Source organism: Paenibacillus tritici (assembly GCF_018207515.1).
GTDB lineage: Bacteria > Bacillota > Bacilli > Paenibacillales > Paenibacillaceae > Paenibacillus_AQ > Paenibacillus_AQ tritici.
The window spans coordinates 7570799-7592537 of sequence record NZ_CP073365.1 but is presented as its reverse complement, the minus strand read 5'-3'; the positions used below and the strand labels follow the sequence as shown (position 1 = coordinate 7592537).

General features: G+C 45.5%; 21 protein-coding genes. 13 read left to right on the top strand and 8 right to left on the bottom strand.

All coding sequences use genetic code 11. From position 1 onward, the window contains the following. Positions 1–155: 155 nt before the first annotated feature. Positions 156–1559 (top strand): discoidin domain-containing protein, encoded by a 1404-nt coding sequence (locus KDC22_RS32695; protein ID WP_211721640.1) that lies wholly within the window; start codon positions 156–158, stop codon positions 1557–1559. Between the two features lie 8 nt (positions 1560–1567). On the opposite strand, the gene KDC22_RS33925 is transcribed toward KDC22_RS32695, so the two are convergent. After that, entirely contained in the window at positions 1568–3451 is a 1884-nt protein-coding gene (locus tag KDC22_RS33925; protein ID WP_211721639.1) for an ATP-binding protein, read from the bottom strand. Between the two features lie 231 nt (positions 3452–3682). Here KDC22_RS33925 and KDC22_RS32685 point away from each other — a divergent pair, with 231 nt between their 5' ends. From KDC22_RS32685 to KDC22_RS32675, 3 genes are all read left to right on the top strand, one after another. Beyond that, entirely contained in the window at positions 3683–5008 is a 1326-nt protein-coding gene (locus KDC22_RS32685) for an ABC transporter substrate-binding protein (RefSeq protein WP_246553808.1), read from the top strand. A gap of 48 nt (positions 5009–5056) precedes the next feature. After that, positions 5057–6415: an ABC transporter substrate-binding protein gene (locus KDC22_RS32680; RefSeq protein ID WP_211721637.1), complete on the top strand. Its 1359-nt coding sequence runs from the start codon at positions 5057–5059 to the stop codon at positions 6413–6415. A 146-nt stretch (positions 6416–6561) separates the two neighbouring features. Beyond that, the gene (locus tag KDC22_RS32675) at positions 6562–7068 is read left to right on the top strand and encodes an SRPBCC family protein (RefSeq protein ID WP_211721636.1); all 507 of its coding nucleotides are present in this window, start codon (positions 6562–6564) and stop codon (positions 7066–7068) included. A gap of 83 nt (positions 7069–7151) precedes the next feature. Here the strand turns inward: KDC22_RS32675 and KDC22_RS32670 are convergent, their stop codons facing one another. After that, positions 7152–7538 (bottom strand): VOC family protein, encoded by a 387-nt coding sequence (locus KDC22_RS32670; RefSeq protein ID WP_211721635.1) that lies wholly within the window; start codon positions 7536–7538, stop codon positions 7152–7154. An 80-nt stretch (positions 7539–7618) separates the two neighbouring features. Next, positions 7619–8479 carry a helix-turn-helix domain-containing protein gene (locus tag KDC22_RS32665; protein ID WP_211721634.1) on the bottom strand — a complete coding sequence of 287 codons (861 nt, stop codon included), beginning with the start codon at positions 8477–8479 and terminating at the stop codon, positions 7619–7621. Between the two features lie 214 nt (positions 8480–8693). On the opposite strand from KDC22_RS32665, the gene KDC22_RS32660 reads away from it, so the two are divergent. After that, positions 8694–9167, top strand: a complete 474-nt coding sequence (locus tag KDC22_RS32660) for an EVE domain-containing protein (RefSeq protein ID WP_211721633.1) — start codon at positions 8694–8696, stop codon at positions 9165–9167. 27 nt (positions 9168–9194) lie between these two features. On the opposite strand, the gene KDC22_RS32655 is transcribed toward KDC22_RS32660, so the two are convergent. Beyond that, positions 9195–9581, bottom strand: coding sequence for a RidA family protein (locus KDC22_RS32655; RefSeq protein WP_211721632.1), 387 nt, complete (start codon positions 9579–9581; stop codon positions 9195–9197). Positions 9582–9687: 106 nt separating this feature from the next. Between KDC22_RS32655 and KDC22_RS32650 the strand changes: the two genes are divergently transcribed. From KDC22_RS32650 to KDC22_RS32640, 3 genes are all read left to right on the top strand, one after another. Next, a complete protein-coding gene (locus tag KDC22_RS32650) occupies positions 9688–10035 on the top strand; it encodes a winged helix-turn-helix transcriptional regulator (RefSeq protein ID WP_211721631.1) in 348 nt (115 codons plus the stop codon). Between the two features lie 255 nt (positions 10036–10290). Next, on the top strand, positions 10291–10878 hold the full coding sequence (locus KDC22_RS32645) for a sigma-70 family RNA polymerase sigma factor (protein ID WP_211721630.1): 588 nt from the start codon (positions 10291–10293) through the stop codon (positions 10876–10878). Continuing rightward, a complete protein-coding gene (locus KDC22_RS32640; protein WP_211721629.1) occupies positions 10865–11626 on the top strand; it encodes a DUF3600 domain-containing protein in 762 nt (253 codons plus the stop codon). The genes KDC22_RS32645 and KDC22_RS32640 overlap by 14 nt, the downstream gene beginning before the upstream one ends. A 230-nt stretch (positions 11627–11856) precedes the next feature. Here the strand turns inward: KDC22_RS32640 and KDC22_RS32635 are convergent, their stop codons facing one another. Both KDC22_RS32635 and KDC22_RS32630 read right to left on the bottom strand, forming a co-directional pair. Then, entirely contained in the window at positions 11857–13518 is a 1662-nt protein-coding gene (locus tag KDC22_RS32635; RefSeq protein ID WP_211721628.1) for an ABC1 kinase family protein, read from the bottom strand. 50 nt (positions 13519–13568) lie between these two features. Further along, positions 13569–14210: a TetR/AcrR family transcriptional regulator gene (locus KDC22_RS32630; RefSeq protein ID WP_211721626.1), complete on the bottom strand. Its 642-nt coding sequence runs from the start codon at positions 14208–14210 to the stop codon at positions 13569–13571. A 192-nt stretch (positions 14211–14402) separates the two neighbouring features. On the opposite strand from KDC22_RS32630, the gene KDC22_RS32625 reads away from it, so the two are divergent. Continuing rightward, positions 14403–15182 (top strand): nuclear transport factor 2 family protein, encoded by a 780-nt coding sequence (locus KDC22_RS32625; RefSeq protein ID WP_211721625.1) that lies wholly within the window; start codon positions 14403–14405, stop codon positions 15180–15182. Continuing rightward, positions 15179–15940, top strand: coding sequence for an ABC-2 transporter permease (locus tag KDC22_RS32620; protein WP_211721624.1), 762 nt, complete (start codon positions 15179–15181; stop codon positions 15938–15940). The genes KDC22_RS32625 and KDC22_RS32620 overlap by 4 nt, the downstream gene beginning before the upstream one ends. 96 nt (positions 15941–16036) lie before the next feature. On the opposite strand, the gene KDC22_RS32615 is transcribed toward KDC22_RS32620, so the two are convergent. Together KDC22_RS32615 and KDC22_RS32610 are read right to left on the bottom strand one after the other, a co-directional pair. After that, on the bottom strand, positions 16037–16903 hold the full coding sequence (locus KDC22_RS32615) for an SDR family NAD(P)-dependent oxidoreductase (protein WP_211721623.1): 867 nt from the start codon (positions 16901–16903) through the stop codon (positions 16037–16039). Between the two features lie 16 nt (positions 16904–16919). Next, on the bottom strand, positions 16920–17678 hold the full coding sequence (locus KDC22_RS32610; RefSeq protein ID WP_211721622.1) for an SDR family oxidoreductase: 759 nt from the start codon (positions 17676–17678) through the stop codon (positions 16920–16922). Between the two features lie 193 nt (positions 17679–17871). On the opposite strand from KDC22_RS32610, the gene KDC22_RS32605 reads away from it, so the two are divergent. From KDC22_RS32605 to KDC22_RS32595, 3 genes are all read left to right on the top strand, one after another. Beyond that, positions 17872–18510, top strand: a complete 639-nt coding sequence (locus KDC22_RS32605) for a TetR/AcrR family transcriptional regulator (RefSeq protein WP_211721621.1) — start codon at positions 17872–17874, stop codon at positions 18508–18510. 340 nt (positions 18511–18850) lie between these two features. Next, positions 18851–19681: a BglG family transcription antiterminator LicT gene (licT, locus tag KDC22_RS32600; RefSeq protein ID WP_173134358.1), complete on the top strand. Its 831-nt coding sequence runs from the start codon at positions 18851–18853 to the stop codon at positions 19679–19681. A gap of 152 nt (positions 19682–19833) precedes the next feature. After that, the gene (locus tag KDC22_RS32595; RefSeq protein ID WP_211721620.1) at positions 19834–21738 is read left to right on the top strand and encodes a beta-glucoside-specific PTS transporter subunit IIABC; all 1905 of its coding nucleotides are present in this window, start codon (positions 19834–19836) and stop codon (positions 21736–21738) included. Position 21739: the final 1 nt, after the last annotated feature.

Below are 21739 nucleotides of genomic sequence, written 5' to 3'. Positions count from 1 at the left end.
GATTAATAAGCATTCTTCCGCGTTGGTGTGAATATCCTAATGAGTGGTGCGAAAGTCCGTAATCATTTGGGGCAGGAGAAAGGGGCACGAACATGGAAGGGTCAGGGATTAGGCAGGGGAAGAAAAGGATTACGGCGAAGATAAGAGGGTATCTGATGGTTATAGCTATCATCGTGTCGGTAATGGCATTAGGAGCTCCTGCAATTGCCGGAGGCGATGAAGGGGGAAACCCCAAACAACTAGTCGTGACCTATGAGACGAACGGAGGCTCAGCGGTTAGCCCACAACTTGTGCCGGCATCCGGAGGTAAAGTGGTGTTTCAGCATACTCCGGTGAAGGATTGCTACAGCTTCGAGGGCTGGTACTACGATAGCGCGCTGACGCAAGCCTATAAGGGGTCAGATCTAATTACTAGAGACCTGACGCTGTATGCCAAATGGGTGGGCCAGGGAGCAAACGTGCTGTGCGCGGCTACATTGACCTCGTCGATCGGCATAGTGAGTGCCGGCGGGACAGCGAATGAGACGATTACTGTCGAAAATGGCATTAATCTAGCTGCGTTGAAGGCTGCGATCACGCCAGCGGCGAATGCAACGTTTGAGATTTACAATGCAGACGGAATAACGAAAGCGACGACACTGGAGACGGGCATGAAGGTCATCGTAACCTCGAAATCTGGAGCGAATAAGGTTACGTACACGATAATAGTGAGCTCTCCAAATTTAGCATTGAATAGACCCGCGACCGTGGACAGCACGTGCAATGCTTCGCAGACTGCGGCCAAAGCTGTGGAAGGCAGCGTCGTGAATGATAGCAAATGGTGCTCCAAGTCCGGCAACCGCTGGCTGCAGATTGATCTTGGCTCCGTGAGGCAAGTGAACCAATTCATCATCAAGCACGCAGCAGAAGGCGGAGAGACAACTTCATATAACACGAAAGCGTATAATATCCAGGTCAGTAATGATGGTGCGAATTGGAACACGGTGGTTAACGTAACCAACAATACGAAAGGCACTACGGTGGACAATATCACAGTAGTATCAGCAAGATATATCAAGTTAAATGTTACTACGCCCACGCAAACCACAAACCCTGCGGCGAGAATCTATGAGTTTGAGGTATACGGACCTCCAAATATGGCATTCAATAAACCCGCGACGGTGGACAGCACGTGCAACGCTTCGCAGACTGCAGACAAAGCCGTGGAAGGCAGCGTCATCAATGATGACAAATGGTGCTCCAAGTCCGGCAACCGCTGGCTGCAGATTGATCTTGGCTCCGTGAAGCAAGTGAATCAATTTGTGATCAAGCATGCATCGGAGGGCGGAGAGACTCCCTCCTATAACACGAAGGCTTACAATATCCAGGTCAGCACCGACGGTACGAACTGGAACATGGTGGTCAACGTAACCAACAATTCGCTCGGTATTACGGTAGACAATATAACAGCAGTATCGGCCCGATATATTAAGCTTAACGTAACGGCACCTACACAGACCACGAATTCTGCGGCAAGAATCTATGAGTTTGAGGTATACGGGCCAGGGTATACAACCTAAGTCTGAATTTACAACGGCTCGCTTTGACCATTGGCTTTTCGTTTGTAATTGATCACCACAGGAATTTCAAAGCTCCAGTTTCCGGCGAGTGTATGCTGCTGATTAGTGTCATCGGAGAGGGTTAACTCTTTTACGTTGACTTTCAACATGAACTTGTCCGGAGGCGGGGACCCATTGAAGGAAAAGTTGAGGGTGCCGTTGTTGTTCAACATTACACCTGAATCCCTAGTGATGCCGGGAACGGCCTGAAGCATTGCAGGGTCCAATTCAAAAGCCGGCTTGACCGATTGTTTCGCCCTTTGTGCCTGCGGGATGTCGTTAAAATTCTTCATGGAGTATTGGATAATTAGGTTCTGGCCGTTGAACATATACTGATGAATGAGCAAGGTATAACCTTTGTCCGTTTTACCGCCTATCGAAGTCATTGTGTCATTTCCGCTTGTTTGCGTTAGCGCTTGCTCGTCATATTCAAAGAGAAGTGAATTCACCCTTTCCATAACTAGGGAGGTGAACGGATTTTTAACGCTGATTAGTGCCACTGCACAGATAAGCAGTACGATCATTGATACCGCAGCTAGTCTGGATTGGAATAAGCCCCGCTGCCGGGAAGGTGATTTTTGTTTGTGCGTCAGGTCACGCTTGGGGAGCGCAGCCGGCAACGGTTTACTTTCAGTGTTAACGACATCGGGAACAGCCTCATGCGCCTGATGGATGACGGAACCCGAGAACCGCGTCTCAAATATAGTTGCCTTCTTACTGCTGTATGCAGTGATATTTCCTCGGTGCACATCTATAATGCTTTTCGCAATGGCCAGTCCGAGACCTGTCCCCCCGGTCTGCTTCGATCTGGAGCTCTCCACCCGGTAAAAGCGGTCGAAAATAAAGGGCAAATCCCGTTCCGGAATGGGGTCTCCATAATTTGTGATCCGCACGACGAGCATATCTCCATCCCTGGCAATATCAATATCAATATATTTGCCTGCCTTCCCGTACTGTATGGCATTGGCGATTATATTCTCGTACGCCCGTACGAGCAGTCCCCCGTCTGCCTGGATCTTGAATTCTCCTTCCTGCATGCTCACCCTGATTTCCATGCCTGCATTCTCCGTAATCGGCACGAATTCCTCTTCCAGCTGACAGATCAACCCGGCGATATCAAGCTCGTTCAGTTCCAGAGGCATGCCGTTATTGATTCGTGTATATTCGAACAGCTCGTCGATCAGCCGCCGAAGCGACAAGGATTTCTCATACGCGATGTTGACGTAATAACGCAGCTCCACTTCATCCAGATACCGGTCCTCCTCAATCACTTCGAGAAAGCCGAGAATCGAGGTCAGTGGAGTACGCAGGTCATGTGATACGCCGGTAATTAAGTCGTTTTTGGTCTTCTCGGCCTTGCGCTCCTCCGCTATCGAATACTTTAACTGCATACTCATCCGGTTAATGCTGCCTGCGACCTCCCCCAACTTGTTACCGGCAATTTCCGTGATTTGATAGCCGAACTGCCCCCCTGCAATCTCCTCTAACCCCCGGGTAATCTCCGCCAGATAATGATCCCATTCGCTGCTGAGCTGATTCACACTCTCTGCCACAGCGCTTAATTCATCCTTGCCCTGTACCGTCACCACATGCCCGAACCTGCCGGCCATTATTTCCTGTAATCCTGCGTTGATTTCTCGCAAATCCTTAACCAGACGAAGACTGGCCAGGAAGAAAGTAATAGGAAAGAGGAGGATGCCGGTTATGATCATCACGCGAGCCGATCCGGCATGTTCAATGCTCCAATTGATCGGGACAGCTACGTATTTGATTTTTTGCAGCTCCCCCGCCATGAAATACCCGAAAAAAATAGCTGCGCCGGTTAAGGCCAGGCTTGCAACCATAATCAGCATGAATCTCCAACGAATTGTATACACCCACTGTAGCCTGATTCTACTCACCCCTTGATTTTAGATCGCTTGTCCATTCAGTAATTATAAGCCATATTGCTAATGCAATGGATAACGCCAGCAGTATTTAAGGAAATGATAAGAATTTAGGTAGCTAGTTGGTAAGCTTTCTCTTCTATGCTTAGTTCAGCACAAGAGAACAACAACAAATACGCGGAGGTTATCATTTTGAGAATGAATCTATTAAAGAAGGCACTGACCGTTAGTCTAAGTTCTATGCTATTGATCATGTCAGCAGGCTTTAGCCAAGCCCCCAAAGCTTCTGCTAATTCAAGCCCCCAGGTGAACACGAACCAGACTTTAAAGGTGCTGTACAATGATAGATACTATTACAATGAGAATTTGTTCAAAGAGCAATTTCCAGGTACACAGATTCAGGCTGTTATCTGGGATGGCAAATCAGATTTAAAGACATTTATCGCCAAGCAATCCCCTGACGTTGTCATGTTGAACACCCTTCAGTATACGCAGTTATCCAAGGAGAATCAGTTAGCAGAGCTAGGGCAGCTCATTAAGCGCGACAATTATGACACGGCAACCCTGTATCCTGATTTGTTGGATGCACTGAAGGTGAAGGGGAAGCTCTACGGGCTAAGTCCGCGCTTTAACACAGAAGCCATTTTTTACAATGCCGACTTATTCCAAAAATATAAGGTTCCTATGCCGAAGGATGGAATGACCTGGGAGGAAGTGCTGAAGTTAGCTGCCAAATTCCCGGCCACGGGGAATAAGGATACTCGGATCTGGGGACTTCACTATCCGCTTGATAATTACACTTATCTAATCAATGACATAGCAACTGCTGAAGGGGTAGCCCGATATAATCCTGATACACTAAAAGTAACTATAAATACAGCCGCCTGGAAAAAGGTATACAGCATGGCTGTTACGGCCATAAAATCCAATACCATAGAGGGATCAAATAAAAGCGGATATGATGCGGATCCTTTTCTTATGGGACGAGCCGCTATGACCGTAAATCTGAATAGTATGAACACTCTAAGGGATATAGCTGCAGATAAGTCTGCTGTTGCGAAGTACAAACCGTTTACCGTTAAAATGGCTGCAGGTCCTGCCGATCCAAAGAACCGGAACATGACACGAAATATCCATCTTGATTCAATCATGGCGATTCCAACGGGTTCACCGAATCAAGACCTTGCTTGGGATTTCATCAAATATTATAACGGGGTGGAATTTGCTAAATTCAAAGCGGGGGAACCTGTAGGTTATTCCTTATCCCGTATGGATTATAGTAAAGAATACAAAGGATATAGTACGGAGGCCTTCTATAAATTAAAACCAAACCTGGAAACACCACCAAATATCCATCCAATGGGAATTCCATTTAACAATTTGCAATATTCAGTTATTGTGCATAATGAGCTTAAACAGGTAATCAGCAACAAAAAAACACTGGATAAAGCGCTGGCTTCCGTTCAAACCCAAGTTCAAAAAAGCCTTGATGATGCGGTGAAGAAGCAACAAGCGAAGAAATAACTAACGAGTATAAAACGCTTGAACAATAGATGAATGGAGGTTTTATTTGTGAAACATAATTTATTACAGAAGGTTATGCTTACGAGTCTGAGTGTGATGGTTATCGGAACTTCAGCAGGTCTTGGCACAGGTAAACAAGCTTCCGCACAATCCGTCAACCAGACGGGCACGAAAGACACTTTAAAAGTATTGTACTGGAACGCTGAAGATTTCAATAGGAGGTATGGAGACCAGTTCAATAAGAGCTACCCGGATACAAACATCGAAGTCTTTGCCCCTACAGGTACAGGTTCGATTACAGATTACAATTCGGCGATCGAAAAGTATTCCCCGGATCTTGTGATGCTGCCCCCATACCACTACCAGCAACTGTCTAAAGATAACAAGCTGACAGAGTTGGAACCGCTAATTAAGCGGGACCAGTATGACACGACAACGTTATACCCTGGCCTGCTCGATGAATTGAAGGAACAAGGCGGCGGCAAACTGTACGGGTTAAGCCCAAAAACGGAGTCGTATGCTCTTCTATATAATGCGGACTTATTTAAAAAGCACAATGTTGAAATACCAAGTGATGCAATGACGTGGGAAGAGATATTGAAGCTTGCTAAGAAATTCCCTGCTAAGGGAGATAAGAGCACCCGAATCTGGGGCCTAAGCGCTTCCGGATCGGGCAATCTGGTCATGGATATCGCCAGAACAGAAGGGTTAACGTATATTGATCCAGATACCCTTAAGGCTACTGCGAATACAGCTGCGTGGAAAAATGCCTATCGTCTGTCCGTCGAGGCCACGGAGTCTGGGGTACTTGACGAAAGAATCACCTTGTCGGGCAAAAGCTACCTGGAGAGCAGCCCGTTCATTATGGGACGGTCCGCTATGATAGTAGCCTCTATCAGTCAGCTGCAGTCCTTGCAAAAAGCAAAAAAGAATGTAAAGAATTATAAACCGTTTAAGCTGGGTATGGTTACCGGCCCTGCAGATTCTAAGGACCGGAAGTCAACAGGATATGTTTTTGGTTCTGAGATTCTGGCGATTCCGTCAGGTGCATCGAATAGGGATGCCGCTTGGGACTTTATCAAATATTTCAATGGGGATGAGTACGCTAACGTATACTATAAACCCAATACTTCTAACAATAGTATAGGTGCTCCTCTGTCCCGCATGATTAAGGAGTACTCTGGTTACAAGCTGGACGCATTCTATACATTACAACCTAACTTCAATTCAACGATTACAAGCTATGCTCTCATGAACAAGTCAGCAGATTTGGAACTGGATTTTCGGTCCATTCTATCTGAAGAACTGACACAGGTAGTAAACGGGAAAACAACATTAGATAAAGCTGCTGCTGCAATTCAATCCAGCACTCAGGCTGTTGCAGATAAAGTAGCAAAGGCTCAATAGACAAAGAGATAGAGCTTAGGAATCATGGAGATATAAAAAGCAGTACAATAAATGAAGTTCGGTTATTATCGAATATTCCTTGACGGGAATATTCCAATCGGTCTATACTCTATTCAGTGGTACACATGAGAAATGGAGGGATCGAAGTGACAGAGCAATCGGAAGGCAAGGAGTTAGTCATTACACGTGTATTCAATTATCCGCGTGAGCTCGTATTCAAAGCTTGGTCTGAGGCCGAGCATCTGAAGCGGTGGTGGGGGCCCAAGGGGTTTGAAATACATGTCGCCCAATTAGATTTCCGTCCGGGCGGTGTGTTCCATTACAACATGCAATCTCCTGATGGTGTGCAAATGTGGGGTAAATTTGTATATCAGGACATCCAGGCATTCGAAAAGATTGTCTGGGTCAATAGCTTTTCAGATGAATTAGGCAATATTGTCCGGGCTCCGTTTAGTGATTTGATCCCGCTAGAAATACGCAATACGGTAACGTTTAGTGAGAATGACGGCATTACAACATTGACCTTGTGCAGCGGACCGGTCAACGCAACTGAGGAAGAGAGAAGATTTTTTGAAGGTATGTTCGATTCCATGCAGGAGGGATTCGGAGGAACCTTCGATCAGCTCGAAGGATATTTGGCAGCCCATTCCTGACCAAGAGTCGCACTGTGAACGGTATCTTAAGTTAGACCAAAGAAGCTCACCCGAATTCCGGGTGAGCTTCTTTGGTAGAATCATTATTGGGACAGAGATTCTTCGCTCATTAGAGCATGCACATTGTGGTCGGGGTCATGAAAGAACGTCATCCAGGTGGCGGTTTGGCCCATCTCAGCGACTTTATGCGGTTGATCCAAAAAGTGTACATTCCGGCTGACTAATGTTTCGTACGCAGAGTTAATATTGTCAACTGTGAAATAGAACACAGAACTGGGATGATCGAACTGGGGGTCTTCAGCAATACTCAAGACAAGCTGAATACCATTACATTCAAAAAAGGTCATGTTTGGGATCTGAAATAACATTTTCAGGCCTAAAGTATCTTGATAGAATCGAGTGGCAGCTTCCATATCATGTACACGAATGGATATTTGTCCAATACCTTTAATCTGAAATTCTGAATTCATTTACATATCGCTCCCTTATTAAATCGTATATTTCACGCAGTAAATGTAACATGTGTGGGTTAAGCATTGCTTTTCCAAAATCACTTTTTTCTAAACACCTGGGGCGAGAATCCCGTTCGTTGTTTAAAGACTTTATTGAAGGAAGAGGGATTCTCGAAGCCAACACTTAAACTAATCTCGGTTACGCTGCTTTCCGTTTGAGAAAGGAGACGCTGTGCTTCAAGTATCCTTTTTTCGATGATGAACTGGTGAGGTGTCCTGTTGAAAAAATGCCGAAAGTTGCGGATCAGATGATTTTTAGAAAGACAAGCGACTCTTGAGACTTCATCAAGGGACACGTTTTGGTTGTAATAAGCATGTAAGTACTCATAGGCCACGGTCAACCGCCGAAACAGTTCTTCCCTAGTGGCTGGCCGCATACCGGGCAGTGTATTAATTTCTTGAGAAATTTTCTGATGGACGGTAATCAATGCTTGCATTAGATGTTGATACTGCTCATCGACCCAGAGCTTCTCGCTACCGAGTACGGGTAAGGAATTCTTAAAGTCTTCAATCAGTGGAGTGATCAGATGACTATGGCGGTATGACTTTGTATGAAATTGCAACGGGTGTCTGGAGTCTGAGAATGGATCGTCTAAGGACTTCTCTGCCCCTAAATGAATAGCGCTATGAAATTCTTCAGCAAAGCCAGCCTTGAAAAATACGCAAAAAGAGTCGACTTCTGTTTCGGATTCAATGGCTATAGCATATTGTTCCCCTTCATTTAGAAGGAGGTAGCCTTCTTTCTCGACAGCATAATGACCAAATTTGGTTCTGTAATAGGCTCGGCCATTACGAAATGTCTTTATGGAAAGCGGTCCGGTACCTTCCCAGTGATGAGTAGTACTCCGCGCCTGTAGAACGAAGTTTTTCTGAAACAAAGGGAGCTTAGAGTTTCCCATCTATTGAGTTCATCCCCTTCCGCAGTTTGTCTATTCAATTTCACATCTCTGACTCTTTCGATAGATCATATAAAATAGATATCCAGACTTAATTATAAATGATGTAGGGGGAAAGTTGTTTAAGTCAATAACTACTAAAACGCTACTGACAAACCGCTGTCAGTAGCGTTTTAGTATGCTGGATTCAGCTTAAATAAAAGGAGTTGCTTCGGCAATGGATACGAATGAAACGTTGCGTACATTCGAGGAGACGGAAAATGGAGGTCCTTCGTATTGGATAGGGGTCGTCTCGGCGAACCATGTGCAGAGGGGCGTTAGTGGCGGCTTTGCCCAGATGTGTCACGGTAAGGCGGCGCCGCTGCGCAGGATGCAGCCGGGGGATTGGCTTGTGTATTATTCTCCCCGCATGGAGATAGGAGAAGGCGAGCCGTTGCAAGCGTTCACCGCCATTGGCCGGGTTATGGACGACCGTGTATACGAATATGCGATGTCTGCGACGTTCGTACCTTACCGCCGGAAGATTGAATATGTTCCCTGCCAGGAGGCGAGAATCAAGGGCTTACTTGATCGGTTGTCCTTCACACGCGGCCAGCGGAATTGGGGCTACCCCTTCCGTACCGGCCACTTCGGGATAAGCCGTGAAGATTTTCTGATTATCGCGGAAGCGATGCATGTGGCCATCCCGTAAAGGATGGCCTTTTTTAACTTGACTCGCTTAATCTACATGGGCTACTGCGCTGATCTCAATCCATTGCTCAGGGAAGGCCAAGAAGTTGACGCCGATCAGACTGCCAGCGGGGCGGTGATGATCTCCCAGGTATTCCTTGAATAACTCGATAACTGTTCCTCCATGCTCTTGTGCATGGGTTAGGTATACCTCGACATAAGCCAGGTTGGTTTTGGTGACACCGAATTCGGCTAGTACACGGTCCAGATTATCCAATGTCTGACGGGTCTGAATCCCGATATCGCCAGCTCCGACAAATTCACCTGCTGCATTGTGAGCGAATTGGCCGGAGATGTAGAGGGTGCCGTTTACGCTGTATCCTTGCGAGATGCCATGATCCCAGAGATCGTGATGATAGGTCTTAATTGTGGACATGTGATGGTCTCCTTTACTTCAAAGTAAGGCTAGTATAAACTTGGCACAAAGAAAGAGATAGTACGCACTTCAAAGATAGGTACTATCTGAAAGGATAGTGTAAAACATGGGCATATCCGATTTAAACGGCAAAGATACGAAGATTCAGGATACACCTTTTGGATATACGATGTCAGTAATCGGCGGGAAGTGGAAAATGGTGATCCTGTACCTCTTGGCTGAGAAGCAGCCGGTTCGCTTCAATGAAATGAAAAGACAGCTTGGGGCCATTACGTACAAAACCTTAAGCGCCCAGCTCAAGGAGCTGGAAGCAGATGGGATGGTTGAACGGAGGGAGTACCCGCAGGTGCCGCCAAAAGTGGAATACAGTCTTACAGATAAGGCGGAGTCGCTGTTGCCTGTGCTGGAACAGCTGTGCGACTGGGGAGTTAAGAATCAGGGTAAGGAACTGTAATTCCGCTGTGTTCTGAATATGAAGTAAGTACCCAGAACTCACGAAGGCCATTCCGTAAAGGAGTGCATTAACAATTGGCTCCTTCCGCCATTTCGGCAGAAGGGGTTAATTTTATATAATGCTGCCTGCACCTCAGTCACAACGAACTTACCACAGCTTTAACAGAATCTGCCTCCGTATTAATCTGAAGAAAAATCGAACGAAATATTCGTTATTCCCCAATATATAGTGTAAGACCGAAGGGAGGGGTGATGAATGGAGCATCCAAAAGAATATTCTCAGCTCATTACGCTTACGCTAGCCGGCAGTCGTGAAGCATTTAGTGAGCTATATGAAGCTACGATTAGGGATGTATATCAAACCGTTCATTTCCTCGTTCGCGAAACATCTGAGGTGGATGATATCGTTCAGGAGATTTATATTCAAATGCGCAGGTCTCTTGAACATTTTGACATCAGTCGTCCCTTTAGACCCTGGCTTATGGGAATAGCAGTGCGACAAATTCATGCCTACCGGAGAAAGAGATGGACGCATCTCCGAGTTCTCAAAAAGGCAGAGCAGGTCAATCCGGTGGTGGAGCCTGAATTCACAAATAAGGTTGTGGACAAGATCTCTAACCATTCCTTGCTTACAAGCGTAGAAAGTCTTCCATATAAGCTGAAGCAGGTGATTATTCTGCATTATTTAAATGAATTATTGCAGGAAGAAAGTGCAGCGATCCTTGAGATCCCTCTGGGTACCGTGAAATCCCGTATTCATGCTGCACTGCGCAAGCTTCGTCAGAAGCCAGAGAATCAGACTCTTTTTAAGGGAAAGGTGGAGGATCTGCATGAATTTCAATGAGAAGCTGCGAACAGTTCTGCAGGAAGAGGCCAGAAATTTAAATGCCCCACCGGAACTGAAGGAGAGAATACTAAATCAGACTGTAACCGGACAAGGGGGAGGACGCATGAAAAAGAAGTGGATTGTAGCAGGCGTTTTGGCAGCTACTTTATTAATTCCTACTGGAGCGTTTGCCGGATATCATTATCTGGCGGATAATATGTATGGTTCGAAAGAAGCAGCAGCTACAATTGGCCTAACCCCGCAGAAGTATGAGGAGTTTGAGGCCAAGCTGCAGAGGTTGAAGCATAATTTTAGCAAGGAAGAAGCTGCCACGGTTATGTCCTTATTGAAGGAATTAGGCGAGTACAATCTGCTGGCGGCAGATTCCAAGGGAGCTTTTCACATCGAACAGCTTGATGCAGAAGAACAGAAGGCATACCAGAAATTACTGGTGGAGCTTGAACCGTATTTCAAGAAAATGAACGAAACGGATAAACCCAAGGCAAAGGCATCTGGCACAGATCGTGGTGCTTTCTGGGATAGCTTGCTTGAAAAAGCTGAACAGAGGCTTACCAAACAGGAGTATAGGGAGCTTGAGCCCATAATAAATCAGTTGAAAAGCTATGATGCCAAGGTAACTGATCCAGACGGAAGTCTTCATATGGACCGGCTGTCGGCAGAAGAGATACAAGATCAACAGAAGTTATTAGAGGCGCTCACCCCTTATGCTAATAAGCTGGACCTAATGGTTAAAAAAAGGACTTAATAGGTTGCTTCATTTAACCTTTTAATCTGCTCCTGAGTAAGCGTGCAATTCTTGACTCAGCATCTAGGCCAGCGTATTGCACAGGAACTGGGCGATTCTGGCGGCTGTATGCACCGTTCAACAGAGGGGAATAGGCAAGTAAAGCGATTTCCTCATGGGTCTCGATATATTTGAGACGCACAAGCCATGGGCTTGTGCGTTGTTCTATAGCATAAGTAAAGTGCGCATTGTTATCTATTCGATCCAGACTTCGGCTTCTCCAACCTGCTGCGTTCACGCATAGCATTTATTTGCCTGGTCTGTCTTTCATCCCGGCGGCTTCCTCTTGCTCTAAGCTGGCTCAGCATAATGAGCAGCCCTAGAGTGCCGAGTACATAAGAAACGGTAGGATCCACTTCATTCCACAGGTTGACCCCGGCCAGAAGTAATACTGCGCCAATGATGGTGGCAATCAACCGCTGTGTATTTTTATTCTGCGTCTCGATTAATTTTTGCTCGAGGGAGCTCGCCAGCTTGACCCTTAAGCCTCCGCTATCCATTTTATCTATTGCAGAGATGAACTTCTTGGTCGTTGGAAGGATGTCTTTGAGCATATTCTTGCCATCCTCTACCACTTTGGAGATGACACTTCCCCGCAGATCCCTCCGCACCACCTGTTCCACATAAGGCTTAACCGTCCCGACCAGATCAAGCTCAGGGTCCAGTCCGGTGCAGAGTCCGTACACGGTGCCTATGGCTTTGCCCAGGAATGTGGTATTGGCAGGTAATTGAAAAGGCTGGGAGTAGAGGAAATTGCGTAATTCTTCGACATTGTCGCCTGACGTCACAAAACTCAGATCGAACGTATCCCCGTTGATTTGCTCGAATAATAACGTAAGATTCCTGGAGAAGACCTCCAGATCTACATTGCGTCTTAAAAATCTCAAGCGGGTAAGGGCATCAATTGCGCCGTGGGCATCTTTTAAATACACGGCCATTAGAAGGGCTACCATTTGCGTCTTCATATCCCCGGGAATCCGTCCGACCATTCCAAAATCAATCAAGGCGATGGTGCCGTCAGGCTGCACGAGCACATTGCCAGGGTGGGGGTCAGCATGAAAAAGTCCGTTCAATAAAATCTGTTCCACGAACATTTCGATCAGCGACGTTGCCAGTTGGGTCCGGTCCACACCCCAAGCGTCGAGTTTGGCAAAATCATTGATTTTGACCCCCTCCATAAACTCCATGGTCAGCACCTGCGATGTAGTACAAGACCAATGAATGTGTGGAATCACGACATCCTTCCGGTGGGCTAACTGCTGCTTGAATTCTTCGGCATTACGCCCTTCTTGCTGATAATCGAGTTCCTCCATAATGGTGTCATGAAACTCATCATACACCGCATCAAGGTCCATGAAGTCTGTAATCATCTTCTGGCGCTTCAATAACGAAATAGCGACTTGAATAGATTTCCAATCAATGGCGATAATGTCCTCGACCCCGGGCCGCATCACCTTCACGGCGACTTGCTCACCTGTCTGCAAGGTGGCCCGGTGGACCTGTCCGAAGGAAGCTGCTGCAATAGGAGTCGCGCTGAACTCAGCAAACTTCTCAATTATAGATGCTCCGAGTTCACGCTCTACCTTCTGCTGGATCTCAGAGAAATCTACGAATTCTACAGAATCCTGCAGCTTGGACAATTCATTGATAACTTCCTTCGGCAGCATATCCACCTGCGCACTCACATGCTGCCCAAGCTTGATAATTAATCCACCCATATCCATGGCGGTCTTCGTGAAATACGCTGCATGTTTGCGGTATAAGGCCTGTGTCTTCGCTGCTAAGCGCCGTCTCGGAATAAAATACTTCAGCCTGCCCAGCCACCAGAAATCCCAGACGAATGTAAAAATCATCTGCATGGTTCTTCTGAAACGGGCATCCTTCATTAATTTCAGGAATTCGCTCATTGTTTTTCTTTGACCTCGGATTCAAGATTATTTTCCTTTTTTAAGGCGATGCCGGCAGCCTTTAAATGTCCGTAGGCAACCAGTTTGCTAAACTGTGATGAGACTTCACCCGCAGGAAGAGGCAGGTTATTTTTAATCCACCAAATGATAATCCCCATGAAAGAGGATACAAGGTATTCGAACAGCAATTCCTTAGACAGCACCAAAGAGGGATTTCCCGCTGCCGGATTCCACGCCTCGTTAAGCTTATCTTTAATGATATTCTCCATTTTCGCGCGGAACGGATAGATTCTATTCTCTTCAATGAGCATGGCGTAGTAAAAAGAGATGTTATGCGAAATGTGTTCCAGTACCGTTTGCATGATGGTCTCGAGTACAGAAATACTATAAGGATTCATGCTGATTGGGCAAAGAATGACTGCATTTTTTAATTCGCCCAATGACTCATCCACATAGGTATTTAATAAGTCAGGTTTATTCTCGTAATGGAGATAAAAGGTGTTTCGATTGATCATAGCCCGATCGGCAATATCCTGGATCGTGATTGCTTCATATCCTTTTTCTTGAATAAGCTCAATAAACGCCATTCGAATCGATTGTTTAGTACGTAGTATTCTTAAATCGGTTTTCTTGGTCATTGTTTTCGCTCTCCTATAGTAAATTAGAGTCGTTAAGCGACAAAGTGATATAAATTGTATGTTATCCCCCAAAACCCAAAATATTGAATATTGAACGTAATGTTCACCTTAATTATAATGAGCGAAGGATAAATAAACAACACAACGTTCATTATTTATCTAACGCCTATAAAGAATAAGGAGGATATTCTAATGACATTAAACGATCAAAATGAGTTAGTCCTAAAGGCTAAAGCAGTGCTGGAAAGTCTAGAGAGCGGCAATCCCAAGGCGATTACGAATTACATTCATCCGGATCAATATGTTCAGCACAACCTTGCCTTATCCAATGGCCGTGAAGCCATGCTGGGTGCACTTGATCATTTAAAGGAAATCGGTACCAAGGTAAGAATTAAGCGCATTTTAGCTGATGGAGATTATGTTGCCCTTCATTCCGAATATGATTTTTTTGGCCCCAAAATTGGCTTTGATATTTTCCGTTTTGAGCATGGACTGATCGTTGAACATTGGGACAATTTGCAAGATAGGGTAGAAAAGACACCAAGTCATCATACGATGATTGACGGACCGTTCATGATTAAGGATATCGACAAGACTGACGCGAACAAAGCAGTTGTCAAAAGCTATGTCGAGAATATACTGCTTGGGAAGAACCCGGACCTGCTGACCTCGTACTTTGCCGGGGATAAATACATTCAGCATAGTCCACATATTGCAGATGGTCTTTCCGGCCTCGGGGCTGCATTGCAGGGTCTTAAGGAGAAGAATATTGAGTTTCAATATACTCAGGTTCATCAGGTTATCGGACAAGGCGATTTTGTGCTTACGGGGAGTGAAGGTCTATTTGATGGTGAACCTACTGCATTCTACGATTTGTTTCGTGTGGAGGACGGGAAAATCGCGGAGCATTGGGATGTGATCGAGGCGATACTGCCTGTGGAAAAACGAAAGAATTCGAACAGTAGATTTTGAGATTAGATGAAAACCCAATGAGCTTATTAAAAAATAAACTAATAGCTACATTACCCATTATCGTTATTGCAGTCATCTTCTTATTTAGTCTGGCCATGATTCCTAGCATCCATTCTGCTCCTCATCTCTTGCCCAATGCCATTGTGAATGCAACCGGTACGCAAAGTGCAAACGGGAATTCACCGGTTTTGATGTTACAACCCTTGTGGATGGCCTGTCTAATCGGAAACGTGATTTTCTTGCTTGTCAAAAATAAACAAAATTACGTCAATCGTAAGGATCGGCTTCGGGCGAATATAGTCCAATTTCTTTGGGGAGCAATCATTGCTTTGGCGGCTGGCTTTAGCCTGACTTGGTTCGCCGGAAGATGGGGCATACACATTCCTCTTTTCACGGATACCGCTCTATTCCTGGCAATTGCTTATTTAGCATTTTTCCTCATGATAGCTGCTGTTTTCTCCTGGATTGGATTAAAAGGCATGATTATATTTGTGTTATTACTGTTCTTCGGTGCTCCAGTTCTTAGTGTCGCTCCAGAGTTATTACCTCTGTTTTACCGTGATTGGATACTGCCTTGGCTGCCGATGCGCTTCCTGGTTGATGGGCTACGAGAGCTGTTATTCTTAGGACAAGGCCTGAGTATGAATCATCCGACAATTGTCTTAATCTGGATCGCATTTGGCAGTCTGCTGGTCTTACTTTCATCTTCCTTTAAAGGTTCACGGAAACCAGAGCAGAAGAAAGAGTCGCCGCGATAAATGCAACCTGCTCATAACCGACGATAGGGGCACCCATTAGGGTGTCCCTTTCAGCGATATTCGGGGCAGAAGCCCTAAGCAACGTTCTTCTGGAACTCAGCCATGAAGAACATTCCCGTCAAGGAACTCACGGCTATAGATGGCGGAAATTCTGTCCAGTACACGCTGCATATGTTCTGTGAATTTCAAGTCCGCAACCCGATCCTTTAACAAAAACACGCCGGTCTCATTACGCTGTTTGCCGAGGGCTCCCTCAAATAAAAGGTTGGCTCCATGGGTAGGCGGAGAGGAAAAAAACCTCATAAACAGTTCGAACCCTGCGGTCAGTCCGGAATCTTTTCCTTTTCTTAGCGTGTTATTAATTCCCGGGTCAACGCTGCGGATCTTGATGCCTTCCTTGGCAAGTTGTGGTGCGACGGCTTGGGTCCACAATGAAAGAGCCAGCTTTGAAGTCGCATAAGGGCCATACATTTTGCGGAAGGTTTTGGGATGCTCTAAATTTTCGACCGAAAACTCCTTCGTAAATCTAAGCACCTGAGATGAAGTGTTAATTACCGTTTTTAAGCTGCCGTTTTTCAATAGCTCCTTCAATTCCATCAGAATAATATAAGGAACGACCGTCAACAATTCATAATGCATTTCGCGGCCTTGTTTCGAATAGCGTAGCTCACTTAAGCCTCCTCCGGCGTTGTTGAACAAAATATCGATCCGCTGCTCCTTGCTTTTGATTTCATCCAAAGAGCGTCTTAAGCTGCCATAATCGGTGAGATCCTTCACTTTATAGGCTCGGAGCCATCCGTTCTTGAGGGCATTTTGCATGAGCATATCGTCCGCCGGAAAATCGGAACGGTTTAAAGTAATGACCTGCCAGTTCTGCGATAGAAGTTTCCGGGCTAATGCCAAGCCGATTCCCTGGCTCGCGCCTGTAATCAGTGCGATATGTTCTCGTTGGTTAGTATTCAATAGATGTCCCCCCGTTTCAGATCTGGGAGCCGCCTCCATCGACAGGGAACTCAGCACCGGTGGTATAGGTGGCGTCAAATGCCAGAAAGGCTACGACTTTGGCAACCTCGACTGGATCACCCAAACGCAACATCGGGATCTGCTGTGTCATCTGTTCCTTTGTCTGTGCGGCAGCTTCTTTTGGCATTGACTTCTCTAAGATACCCGTCTCAATAACGCCAGGACTGACAGCGTTGACGCGAATATTTCGAGGCAATAACTCGCGTGCCAGACTTCGAGTCATGGAGCGTAGCGCCGCCTTAGTAGCTGCATACGCACTGAGCATGGGGAGGCCCACTACGTTCACGATTGAAGTGGTAAGGACTATCCCGCTCCCTGTGTTCATGAGTGGAGTGAGTTTTTGTACGGTGAAGTATGACCCTTTGGCGTTGATTGTAAAAATCTCATCGTACGTTTCTTCGGTCGTTGACTCGAAAGGGACAAAGCCAGTGACACCTGCGTTAACAAACAGGGCATCTATCGTTCCAAATTCAACCTTCACGCGATCGGCCAATGCGGCGATATCCTTCAATGAAGCGGCATCGCTCAAGTATGCGATTGCGTTGTTGCCGAGTTGTTCACGAGCCATGTCAAGCGTCGCCTGCGTACGCCCGGTAATCAGTACATGTGCTCCTTCATCTACTAGCAGCTTCGCTGTCGCTAGGCCGATTCCACTGCTGCCTCCCGTGATCACAACGTTTTTGCCGGAGAATTTGCCCTTACTGGATAGTTCCATTTGAATCGTCCTCCCTTTGTATAATCCGTAATTGGATGATTAGGTACAGGAACGATTATACAACAGAGATTTTACGAAGTAAACTAAATTAACTAAATTAGTTAATCTAATTCATTTAATTATTAATGTAAATAAAAAGTCGGCAAATTTGGTATAATCCATTTGATACGTATCAAAGGAGGGGCATTCGTTCGTGAGAAAAGCCGTGAGTGTGGAGACATATATAGAAAAAATAAAGCCTGTTATTAGAAAAACAAAATTCAGCCAACTGAAAGTCGACGATCTCGCAAAATATATGGATATCAGCAAAGTGACACTATATAAGCATTTTGCCTCCAAAGATGACATCATCGAACAGGTTGTAGATTATTACATTGATTACTCGAAGGAAGCTGACGCCACGGCTAATGATGATTCCGTCTCTTTTTTGGAGCGGTTTCAAATCACGTTTTTACAATCTTTGATGTGTGCCGTGTATATTTCTGATTTGTTTTTGCAAGATCTGAAGGATTTTTATCCGCATCATTTTGAGAATCTGTCAGTTGCCCTGCACAATCGGAATAAAAATTTACAAGCTTTTTTTGAATCCGGAATGGAGCAACAGATTTTCAACAGATTGAATGCCGTGTTGTTTATGGTTCAAGATGACGCTGTGCTGCGGCGCTTTATCGAACCATTATTTTCGATTCAGTATGATATCACCTTGAAACAAGCAATTATGGATTACTACCACATGAAGCAGTATCAATTGCTAAAACCCGAATACGTGAAGATGATAGACAACTCCAATATGGAGGGGAAAATCGTTCATATTTTGCAAAGCATCTCATAAGTGACTTTCAACCATTCTTTGCTTGGTCTTGCTATTGGGAAATGCTATTCATTATGCAATCATCGAATCTGGTTCCGGGCTCGAAGCGAGCGCATGCTTGAATATTGCGATAAGGTGTACCGGATGGAGGACGGGAGGTTGTTTGAGCAGTAGTGAAGCTTCCATGAAAAGGGTTGCAGGAAAGTCTTGTTGAACTAAAAAATCCATGATATAATCGGTCCAGAATTAAATAGATAACGGATTGTTACTACGTATGTAGGCAATACCATTAACAGAGCTATATTTATATGGCGAAGTTTGTGGTCTTGCCTTTTTTTATTTTGTGATAAAGGTGGTTATTATGAGAATTGCAAAAGTGTTGAATAATAATGCCATCATTACTGTGAATGACCAGAATAAAGAAGTGGTGGTAATAGGCAGGGGGATTGCGTTCAAGAAGAAGCCGGGCGACCTCATTGAAGAAGATAAAATTGAGAAGGTCTTCATGGATAATGAGAGTATATCCGACAAAATGAAGACGCTTCTATCCGAGATCCCGCTTGCGCATATGGAGATTTCGGAGCGTATTATAAATCTCGCCAAAATGAATCTGGGGAAGAGACTGCACGACAGCATCTATGTTAGTCTGACCGACCATATCCATTCGGCTATCGAACGCTTCAGGCAGGGACACCATATCAAGAATGTGTTGCTGTGGGAGGTCAAGAAATTCTACAAGGATGAATTCGAGATTGGTGAGAAAGCGCTGTTACTGATCCATGAGGAGCTGGGAATCCGGTTCCCGGAAGACGAGGCCGCTCATATTGCGCTCCATCTGGTCAATGCGCATATGAATGAAGAAATCCCGAATGTAGTTAAAATCACCAAGATCATGCATGAGATTCTCAATATCGTGAAGTATCATTTCAAAATCGATTACGACGAAGAGTCGCTAACGTATTACAGGTTCGTCACCCATCTCAAATTCTTCGCCCGAAGAATATTAAATGGCACACATATTGAGAATACCGATAGTGAGTTATATGAGATGGTCAAGCAGCAGTATAAGGACTCCTTCTTGTGTGGACGGAAGATTCAAGATTATATCCGAAAAACATACAACTGTACACTGACCAATGAAGAAGTCATGTATTTAACGATTCATATTGAAAGAGTCGTACATCTAAAATAACCCTTGTTTGGGGTTGCTACTGCGGAGCAGGCAAAACCTAAACTGGGAAAGGACTATCCCTGTGTTTTGCTAGGGGTATTCTTTCACCGGTTTAGGTTTTTCTTATATTTTTCTTATATTTTTCTTATCAATGAAGAGGAGTGAGCTGTACCATGGATCAACAAAAGCTGGCGAAAGAAATACTAAAATTAGTAGGCGGGGAAGACAACATACAGGATTATACCCATTGTATGACCAGACTTCGCTTCAATCTGCGGGATAATGGGGCGGCGGACCGAATAAAGCTAAAGGAGCTGCCTGGAGTGATGGATGTTAACATTAACGGCGGGCAATTTCAGGTCATCATCGGCAACGATGTATCCAAGGTGTATGGAGAGTTAAGCAAGATTGCCAAAAACAATGCTGGCTCTGCTAAGGAGAACGCTGAACAACAAGGTAACAATAAAGGGCAGAAGCTCGGCATTAAGGCTTCAGTTGGCAAGTTTTTTGCAGATATATTACCGGGAATATTCAATCCCATTGTTCCAGCTATAGCGGGAGCAGGGATGATCAAGGCGCTGCTGGCTGTAATTGTCATGTTCAATGCCACAGCGGCAAATACGGATCTCTACAAAATTCTGAATATTATTTCAGATGCCGTATTCTATTTCCTGCCAATGCTGCTCGCCTTCAGCTCTGCCAAGAAATTCAATGTCAATCCGTATCTGGCTGTTGTGATAGGGGGCGTGCTGCTCCATCCTAACTTTGCCAAATTTATGGCTGACGGTATAACGTCGATGAGCTTCCTGGGGCTACCGGTCAAGCTGGTGTCCTACTCATCCTCTGTGATTCCTATTATTGCAACCGTATGGATCATGTCTTATGTAGAACGTTTTGTCCGCAAAATTGTACCGAATGTACTGAAGACCATCCTGGAGCCGATGCTGATCCTGTTAATTGTGGCACCTATCGCCTTAATCGTGATTGGCCCATTAGGAATTTATGCGGGTAATGCCATTGCCGATGGCTACATGTATTTCTATGAGCATTTTGGTGTAATCGCCGGAACGCTGCTTGGAGCCACATTCTCGCTGATGGTCATCACCGGACTGCATTACGGCCTCATTCCGCTTGTCTTTCAGGCGATTGCCCAGAACGGCTTCGACTACATTATGCCGATTATGACCGTTGCTAATATCGCGCAGGCCGGTGCCGTATTCGCCGTATTCCTGAAGACCAAAAACAATAATATGAAGTCCTTGTCCGGAGCCTCAACGATCAGCGCGCTGATGGGAATCTCAGAACCAGCTATTTACGGGGTAAACCTCAAGTTGAAAAAGCCGTTTATTGCCGGGTTGATCGGCAGTGCGGCAGGTGCATTCATCTTAAGTATCTTCCAGGTGGCAGCCTTTGCGCTGGGGAAAGTCGGCTTGCCGTCCTTGCCGCTGTACATCGGACATAAATTTTCGTTGATGATTCTGGCAGTGTGTGTCAGCTTTGTCGTTGCGGCTGTAGTCGCTTATGTTCTGGGCTTCAAGGATGTTACAGAGGCGCCAGTGGAAGAGTACAGTACGGACCTTCCCGAGCCGTCTGAGAGTGAACCTGTATCTGCCAAAAAACTGCAAAACGAAGAAATCTATGCTCCCATTGCAGGCGAGGTTAAAAGCTTAAGCGAAGTCAGCGATCCTGCCTTTTCGCAGGAGACGATGGGTAAAGGCATTGCAATTCTGCCTAGTGAGGGCCGTGTTGTGTCCCCAATTCATGGTGTTGTGTCGGTGGCTTTCAAGAAGAAGCATGCTGTTCTCCTTACCAGCGACGACGGGGCAGAGGTTCTGATTCATGTCGGGATTGATACGGTCAAGCTGGGCGGCAAACACTTCACGCTCCATGTGAATCAAGGTGACCGGGTAAATGTCGGCGATCTGATTCTTGAATTCGATAGGGACAGCATTATTCAGGAGGGCTTCGACATCATTACTCCGGTAATCATCTCTAATACCAGCGACTACGCAGGCATTACGGCTGTCAGCCAGACTACCGTGAAAGAAAAGGAAACTCTGCTGAAACTTAATGTATGAA

Bases quoted from the DNA above. Each gene is read 5' to 3' on its own strand.
- licT (WP_173134358.1), top strand. From the start codon at position 18,851: ATGAGAATTGCAAAAGTGTTGAATAATAATGCCATCATTACTGTGAAT.
- KDC22_RS32670 (WP_211721635.1), bottom strand. From the start codon at position 7,538: ATGAATTCAGAATTTCAGATTAAAGGTATTGGACAAATATCCATTCGT.
- KDC22_RS32665 (WP_211721634.1), bottom strand. From the start codon at position 8,479: ATGGGAAACTCTAAGCTCCCTTTGTTTCAGAAAAACTTCGTTCTACAG.
- KDC22_RS32695 (WP_211721640.1), top strand. From the start codon at position 156: ATGGTTATAGCTATCATCGTGTCGGTAATGGCATTAGGAGCTCCTGCA.
- KDC22_RS32660 (WP_211721633.1), top strand. From the start codon at position 8,694: ATGGATACGAATGAAACGTTGCGTACATTCGAGGAGACGGAAAATGGA.
- KDC22_RS32630 (WP_211721626.1), bottom strand. From the start codon at position 14,210: ATGACCAAGAAAACCGATTTAAGAATACTACGTACTAAACAATCGATT.
- KDC22_RS32645 (WP_211721630.1), top strand. From the start codon at position 10,291: ATGGAGCATCCAAAAGAATATTCTCAGCTCATTACGCTTACGCTAGCC.
- KDC22_RS32625 (WP_211721625.1), top strand. From the start codon at position 14,403: ATGACATTAAACGATCAAAATGAGTTAGTCCTAAAGGCTAAAGCAGTG.
- KDC22_RS32655 (WP_211721632.1), bottom strand. From the start codon at position 9,581: ATGTCCACAATTAAGACCTATCATCACGATCTCTGGGATCATGGCATC.
- KDC22_RS33925 (WP_211721639.1), bottom strand. From the start codon at position 3,451: ATGCTGATTATGGTTGCAAGCCTGGCCTTAACCGGCGCAGCTATTTTT.
- KDC22_RS32635 (WP_211721628.1), bottom strand. From the start codon at position 13,518: ATGATTTTTACATTCGTCTGGGATTTCTGGTGGCTGGGCAGGCTGAAG.
- KDC22_RS32685 (WP_246553808.1), top strand. From the start codon at position 3,683: ATGAATCTATTAAAGAAGGCACTGACCGTTAGTCTAAGTTCTATGCTA.
- KDC22_RS32640 (WP_211721629.1), top strand. From the start codon at position 10,865: ATGAATTTCAATGAGAAGCTGCGAACAGTTCTGCAGGAAGAGGCCAGA.
- KDC22_RS32610 (WP_211721622.1), bottom strand. From the start codon at position 17,678: ATGGAACTATCCAGTAAGGGCAAATTCTCCGGCAAAAACGTTGTGATC.
- KDC22_RS32595 (WP_211721620.1), top strand. From the start codon at position 19,834: ATGGATCAACAAAAGCTGGCGAAAGAAATACTAAAATTAGTAGGCGGG.
- KDC22_RS32650 (WP_211721631.1), top strand. From the start codon at position 9,688: ATGGGCATATCCGATTTAAACGGCAAAGATACGAAGATTCAGGATACA.